Below are 6,603 nucleotides of genomic sequence, written 5' to 3' on the forward strand. Positions count from 1 at the left end.
GTAGTTGTCTAATTTTCTTTAGTTTCATAAAAAAGTGAACTTTATCTCAAATAAATCCCATCTTCGTACCTTGACTAAACATTTGAACTTCATGTTCAAATTGATTTTGAACAGTCCACTCTGTATTCATGTGAAAGAAAGCATCATTTATCCCTTTAACAATCATCTTTTTAACTTCAAATGAGAAGATGTCCTTGTCTCTAAAAGTAAATGACTCGGCTTTCCAGCCAATTTTTGAAATATAAGCAAAATTTCCATCTTCATTAATAAATAGTTCTCCCAACACTATATGTGGAATGTCTTCACGTTTAAAGTAGAACATAATTCTTCCAGTGTAACATTTTTTAATGCTGGATTCAGTTAGGATTTTAGTATTATCAAAAAACGTACCCTCTGGAATTGCAGTTAAAGATACAGCGTCAAATACTTTAATAAAGAAATTTGTGTCAATTATTTTAAAACTGATTGTAGAACGGTTATCTATTGTTAACTCAAATCCTTCTAAATCTTTCATCAAATCTATTGCAACCTCTTTAACTAAACTAAAACACTCTGTAGTTTTTTGGATAACGGTTTTACCTAATTGGTCTAGCAATTTCTTTTGTTCCATAATTTGCTCAATATTTTTCATAAATTAGTTTCTCCTTTTTTGTAAGTGTTAATAAATCTAGTATTTTATTAAAGGCGCTCATCAAATACTTCGATAACTTTGCCATTATTTCTTGCTGCATGAAGTTCAGCTACGCTTTGCATATATTCGGGAAATCTTGTCCCTGTATTATCAGAAACCCAAGCAAAAACTTCACCATGTTCTTTATGATTAAAAACAGCTAATTGATTACTATAATTGTCACTGTCTACTACAATGAATGATCTAGCGGCTCTAAAAGGGTATTCTTTGGGTGATGGTGTATTCATTAACTTCACTATCCTTTTTTTATTATTAACATCTAATGATGCCAGTCTTTATCTGAATTTAATCTAACAACAATTGAAGCAAAGATTTCACAGCTTCTTTTTTATGTTCTGGCAATTGTTCTATCAAGAATGAAAACTCAGAATTCTTATGATCTCGGCGGAATAAGTAATCCAATGACACATCATAGTAATCTGCAATTTTTACTAGAGTTTCAAAATCAGGTTCTCGACCTGCACTTTCATATCCAGAGTATGTAGTTCGAGCAACACCTATTATTGCAGCAATTTCACCTTGTGATAAATTGTTACACTGTCTCAACTCTTGTAGCCTTGATGAAATCACATCGGTTCACTTCCGTTCTTCTTTCATAAAATCCGTGTTTAAATGTAATTATTCGTAATCAATTATTTCATTATCAAAGTACTTTTTCGCTGGTAGCCAATTGTTCAATTCATCTCTAAACCATTCCAAATCATTATTCTGAAAATCCTTTGAAACATAAATCTGCGCTCGAATCCCCAATGTTAAACCTTTTTCATCAGTTTTCATGATTATTGTGACCCATTTATCAGTTGGTTTTCTGCCTGTGTTCATTTTCAGGTCCCCTTTTCTCATGAATTCAGACATTTAAAGTCCAATAAATTAACAATTTAGTTCATAAAGACTATTTTACATGTGTCGAACGATGGAAGGCAATACAAATATTACCTGAGAAGGTTTAGCGAATTTTTACTAATAGAAGCATGAGTTAGGACTATAAGAGGCTTTAGCAATTCATTGTTACAAGTATGAAGTTATGGCTTAGAATGGATTGTAGGGCATTGTGGAGCGTTGTAAGGGGCGTTGACAGGGAATACAAGATGGCTAGAAATAAGGATAATTCCACATAAAAAAGAACCAAAGTTACAGTTGATTCGCTTTATCTTGAGGAATTATTTTTAGCATGGTTTTGTTGCATAATATTTTTGTATTATGCATTCCTGATATTACTTTTATCATAGCGTCTTTAACATTATCAGCTTTACTTCCATTTGTAAGATAATCTGCTGGAAGCATATTTAAAAACTTATCCAATGACATGTGTAAGTATGGCTCATCAATAATCCGTTGTAATTCTAACGAAATACTGGTTTTTCCTGAACTTGAAGTACCATTTAAAAAAATGATAGTCCCTGGTAGCATGTTAATACACCCCTCTCACCCATATATTGGTATTATTACATAAGATGCTGATATAATCTCGAGAAAAATTCGTATATCTGAACGACGTTAAGCATCTACTGCCTTCTCTTTGTTGTTGAACTATTCTGCCCGTTACTTCAACAGACAAAGGCAGCCGATCGTATGCCGGCTGCCGTCATGTCGTGATTGAACTATAGTATCCGTTAGCACAATGATAAAAGTCAAAAAAGCTGGATTACTACCAAACTAGATTTATTCAAAAGGTTTTATGTTTAGTCGCCTTTCCAGAATAGCCACCTTGTTCAATTGATGAACTCTTTTTATTCCAAAAGTAGTAATACGTAACGTCAGGTTCGTCTTTAAACATAACAGCTGTCTCATAAGTTTGGGATTTCATCCATGAGTAACTTATTCCAATAGATAAAATATCTTCTTTTTTATAACCATCTTGTTGTAATTTCCAAATGGTATCTGAAATCATGTTTTGCCTACTTATAATATCCCCAGTACGATATTTTTCGAAAGTTAGGTAACCAGATGAGTACAGTAAAAATAAAAAAAGAACAATGAACAAGATTTTGATTCCTTTTCTGACCACTGATTAACACCTCTACTGTTTTACTGCTGTTAATTTATTGGTTATTACTTTAATCTAATACATATAATTTCGCTAAGATAGTTCTATATTTTAATAGTACCCATTGCTTTCCTATATTTATTGAATAATGCTGCCCGTTAGCTGAGCGAAGGGCTGCCACGACACGGCAGCCCTTCTGTTATTAACTATCGTTATCCGTTAGCTTAAAGGCTAGAAACTGCCACATGAAACCACTCATCAAATTGATTTTGTGTATTGTTTCCGTATCCATATGTTTTATGGAAATCGTTGTGGCAGTCTTTGCATAAAGTTATGCCATTATCAATGTTAAACCTGTTTTCTTTATCTAGGTTGTAACCATTGATATGATGGGCATTTAGATTGCCGCCTTTTGCATCCTTACATTTCTGGCAGGTATATCGGTCTCTTTCATATACAGCATTTCGCCATTTAATAACCTCCCATAAATCTCTATTCTTGATTCTTTCCTCGTCGGTCAGCGACTCATTGTAATTATGGTGTCTTTCTCCTTGGGGAGGAGCGCACTTTTTGCACAGCCTTCCGAGACCGTTTAGAAACTTGCTCCATATTATTTTTCTTTCATGACCGCATTGAGCTACATAACGCAGTGGCTGTTTGTTTATATATTCATCGCTAACAAGGGTGCATCCATTATTTTTCATCAATAATGCGATGTCCTCCAATGTGTGTTTTTTTATCTTTTGACACTTATCACACTTTTTGCTTGCTCCAGGAGCATTTTTGAATGTATCAAAAGAAATGATGTGTTCGTGTTCGCATGTCGCTATATATCTCATTGGCGTTTTGACGTTAACATATTCTGTCTCAATCAAATAGCAATCATTGTTCTCAAAGTATTCTTTCACATAATCAAACTCGTATCTGATCGATAGTGAGCATTTATTGCATACCCGCCCAGCTCCACTCCTGAATTTGCTGAATGAAATTTGATTCTCATGACCGCATTGAGCTATGTATGTAAGTTTAGTTCTAGAGCTGTTGTAGGTTTCAGAAAGCAACTGGCAGCCATTAGCTTCAAAAAGCAACTTTACATCGTCATAAACTAATCTTCTGGAATCGCCAATTGAATAATAATATCTGCATTTTCTGCAAACGTCACCTTTCCCTTTTGAAAAATTATCCATGGATATTTCATGTTCGTGTCCACACCTAGCGATATACGACAGCTTCTTCTTGCTGCTTTCATATGTAGTGCCTAGCAGCCGACAGTTTCTCTTCTCAAATTCGATTCTCACCATTTCTAACGTCCATTTTCTATTCATTTTAAGACCGTCTCCCCTTTTACTAGTTGTATTCGCGTAGGGAGTACGCAATCCTGCCCGTTTAAAAAGGAAATTCTTCAAGAAACGAAAAAGAAGGCGCCATTGAGCGCCCTTCAATTCCATAGTAATCCTCGACGCGCCGGTTACCTCCTATAGTCTGGGTTTCCACATACGTAATTTGCTGGTTTCTCTTCGTTGATTGAGTATTCTTTAATAACCCAATTTCCCCTGGGATAATTGGATGTTTTTACTGTGACAATATCGTTAGGTGGGTTATGTGCACCTTTGAAAGTCATCGCTTCCAATGTTACCTCAAAGTAAAATTGACCTTGCTCTAATCTCTTAATTTCTAAAATTTTTTGGCATTGAATCCCCAAACCATGACCCACGCCAAATTGTTTATCAAGGACTTGAGATATACTAGGTAACAGTTCATGAATAAGTGAATCATGAAGGATCTCTTTTTGTAGCCCCTCAGCATTTGGCGATTCTGTATCAGCTTGTATTGATGATGAAAATGCAAAAAAGAGAAGAAGGAAGATTATCCATTTTTTCATTAGACATCACCTACCTTTTTTGATTATTATCCCCAATGAACAGAATACTATTAAGTTTTTGCCTGATCGATGATTCTTCCGAAACGAAAAAAAAGACGCCAGTGGCGCCCTCCAATATTGAACTATCGTTTCCCGTTAGTTCAGCCGCTAATCTCTCATTTCCGTTTGTCATAAAAGGTTTGGTAAGCTTTTTCATAATCATTTGGTTCAAAGGTTACATCTTTGCTACCAAATCCCATACCATCATATAGTTGAACCTTGCCTTTATTAATTACACAAATACTATTAGCATACGTAAGTGATATTCCACTTCTTTCATAATCCCTTAACAACAGCATAACTCTTGTGCCTTTTTTAGGAAAATTAAAGTCAACACCATCTGTACGCATGATATCTGTTCGAAAATCTCGCTTTAATACAATTTCCTTTTGTGCCATACTGCCTTTTAGAACGGACTCGACTGAAATCCTTACTTCCTTGTGTATGGTTGTATACTCAGCATTTAGTTTTTTTGTAGTAACGTCTTTTTTAATTTCTCCAACTACAATATAATCCGAAATACCAATCATATCTTGTGGAGAGAATACGGACATTTTCGCTCTTAACTGTGGTAGAAATGGATTTAACAATGTTAGACAAACCAACACCGTAAGACATAATCCAGTTTTCCTCATATTGCTCCTCCAGCCATAAATGGGTGTGTTATACAATAACAACATCCCCCGTTGAAGCAACTACTATTCAATATTCAAACATATCTGTCCGTTAGCACAAATAGGCTGCACGCGGCAGCCTTTTTACGTTTGTTCAACTATCGTTTCCCGTTAGCTCAACAACATTTTGTCTACATATTGCTTACCCACAATGGTTTGTCCTCACTAATTAATTGTGGAGTTAGTTCTCTAGGCCGTATACGGCAAAGGGTAATCTTTTTTTGTAGTATTTGATTACTTCATCGGTTGAATCGGATTGCTCTTCAAGATGTCTTCCACTTCTTGGTAGCCATCAGGGTAGGCAAAGTTATAGCGCGCCGGAAGTGCGAACACGTATTTGTCATTGCGCGTCAGTTCGCTTGGGCCGATAGGCGCTGCGCCAATGTGGAATTTATCTTGCTGAAGCTCGTTCCATTGGTCGACAGTAAAGACGAGAATAGGGATATCCTGTCTAGGCTGTTCAGCGGTCCATTCGGGATGGCGGATGCTGAGTTTCGCGCCGCTGACCTTATCGCCTTGCGCATCCCCTACAGAAAGACCCTCCCATTTGTCCGTTACGATCGTGTACCCTTTCCAACTGTCCGGCAGCGTGAAACGGAAGCCATATTGGGTATTCTCATAGACGGTTTGGCCTACTTGGCCTACTTGACCCGTTTGTCCCGTAATACTAATCTCCCGTTTGTCCCCATCCCACTTTACATTAGCTCCAAGTGACTCAGAAACAACCCTCAAAGGAACATAGCTGGATCCATCTACGATCTGCAAATCCGCATTGATTATTTTCCCGTTAATAAATAATTTAATATCCGTTGCCGCATAAGCGCCAACAGCAATAGATGCTGCGATAACACCAGTAAGTCCAAGCGCAATTAATAATTTCTTCTTCAAGTAAATTCCTCCTCATTTTGTTTCCCCATCATTTCTCTAATGCTTACGCCAGTTTCTATCCCAACGTTGAGTTTAGTTTTCGCTTACAGCACCTCAAACGTATGATTGGTTGAAATTGTTGCAAAAAAATTTTTATCCATCGCATTAGTCTATTGTTCGTTGTCACCATGAAGCAAATTACATCAAATTAGTTATTCCGTTACTCAACCTGATAGGTGGGAATTAGTCTTATTTTACCATTACACTTTTATTCTCCTAGTCACTCACAGATTAATTTTAGGGGTCTAGATTACCTATGACTATCTCATCATGACCACGCTCTACTGCCCGTCCCTCGGTTTTAAGGGTTTATCTCACATATACTCACTCATTCGCAGGATTTTGACACCTTGGTTTGCAGATGTTGTTCAGGAGAGCGCTCATCAGACGTAGCTATTCCCAT

At 36.5% G+C, this 6,603-nt stretch carries 10 protein-coding genes; all 10 read right to left on the bottom strand.

The features are described 5' to 3' along the window. Positions 1-46: 46 nt before the first annotated feature. The 10 genes from AC58UU_RS25005 to AC58UU_RS25050 all read right to left on the bottom strand — a co-directional run bounded on the left by AC58UU_RS25005 (position 47) and on the right by AC58UU_RS25050 (position 6,161). Positions 47-631 (bottom strand): hypothetical protein, encoded by a 585-nt coding sequence (locus tag AC58UU_RS25005; protein WP_497319704.1) that lies wholly within the window; start codon positions 629-631, stop codon positions 47-49. A gap of 47 nt (positions 632-678) precedes the next feature. Further along, positions 679-918, bottom strand: coding sequence for a hypothetical protein (locus tag AC58UU_RS25010; protein WP_497319706.1), 240 nt, complete (start codon positions 916-918; stop codon positions 679-681). 58 nt (positions 919-976) lie between these two features. Continuing rightward, a complete protein-coding gene (locus AC58UU_RS25015; RefSeq protein ID WP_497319707.1) occupies positions 977-1,261 on the bottom strand; it encodes a helix-turn-helix domain-containing protein in 285 nt (94 codons plus the stop codon). Between the two features lie 48 nt (positions 1,262-1,309). Continuing rightward, positions 1,310-1,513: a hypothetical protein gene (locus tag AC58UU_RS25020; RefSeq protein WP_497319708.1), complete on the bottom strand. Its 204-nt coding sequence runs from the start codon at positions 1,511-1,513 to the stop codon at positions 1,310-1,312. A gap of 309 nt (positions 1,514-1,822) precedes the next feature. Beyond that, positions 1,823-2,101: a phosphotransferase-like protein gene (locus tag AC58UU_RS25025; protein ID WP_497319710.1), complete on the bottom strand. Its 279-nt coding sequence runs from the start codon at positions 2,099-2,101 to the stop codon at positions 1,823-1,825. Positions 2,102-2,357: 256 nt separating this feature from the next. Then, positions 2,358-2,699 carry a DUF3139 domain-containing protein gene (locus tag AC58UU_RS25030; RefSeq protein WP_497318939.1) on the bottom strand — a complete coding sequence of 114 codons (342 nt, stop codon included), beginning with the start codon at positions 2,697-2,699 and terminating at the stop codon, positions 2,358-2,360. A gap of 203 nt (positions 2,700-2,902) precedes the next feature. Beyond that, complete coding sequence (locus AC58UU_RS25035) at positions 2,903-4,003, bottom strand: HNH endonuclease (protein WP_497319712.1); 1,101 nt, start codon at positions 4,001-4,003, stop codon at positions 2,903-2,905. A 143-nt stretch (positions 4,004-4,146) separates the two neighbouring features. Continuing rightward, the gene (locus AC58UU_RS25040; RefSeq protein ID WP_497319714.1) at positions 4,147-4,560 is read right to left on the bottom strand and encodes a DUF3888 domain-containing protein; all 414 of its coding nucleotides are present in this window, start codon (positions 4,558-4,560) and stop codon (positions 4,147-4,149) included. Positions 4,561-4,715: 155 nt separating this feature from the next. Continuing rightward, complete coding sequence (locus AC58UU_RS25045) at positions 4,716-5,234, bottom strand: hypothetical protein (RefSeq protein WP_497319715.1); 519 nt, start codon at positions 5,232-5,234, stop codon at positions 4,716-4,718. A gap of 273 nt (positions 5,235-5,507) precedes the next feature. Further along, positions 5,508-6,161: a stalk domain-containing protein gene (locus AC58UU_RS25050; RefSeq protein ID WP_497319717.1), complete on the bottom strand. Its 654-nt coding sequence runs from the start codon at positions 6,159-6,161 to the stop codon at positions 5,508-5,510. Between the last annotated feature and the right edge of the window lie 442 nt (positions 6,162-6,603).

The organism is Paenibacillus sp. JT22N1 (assembly GCF_059692155.1).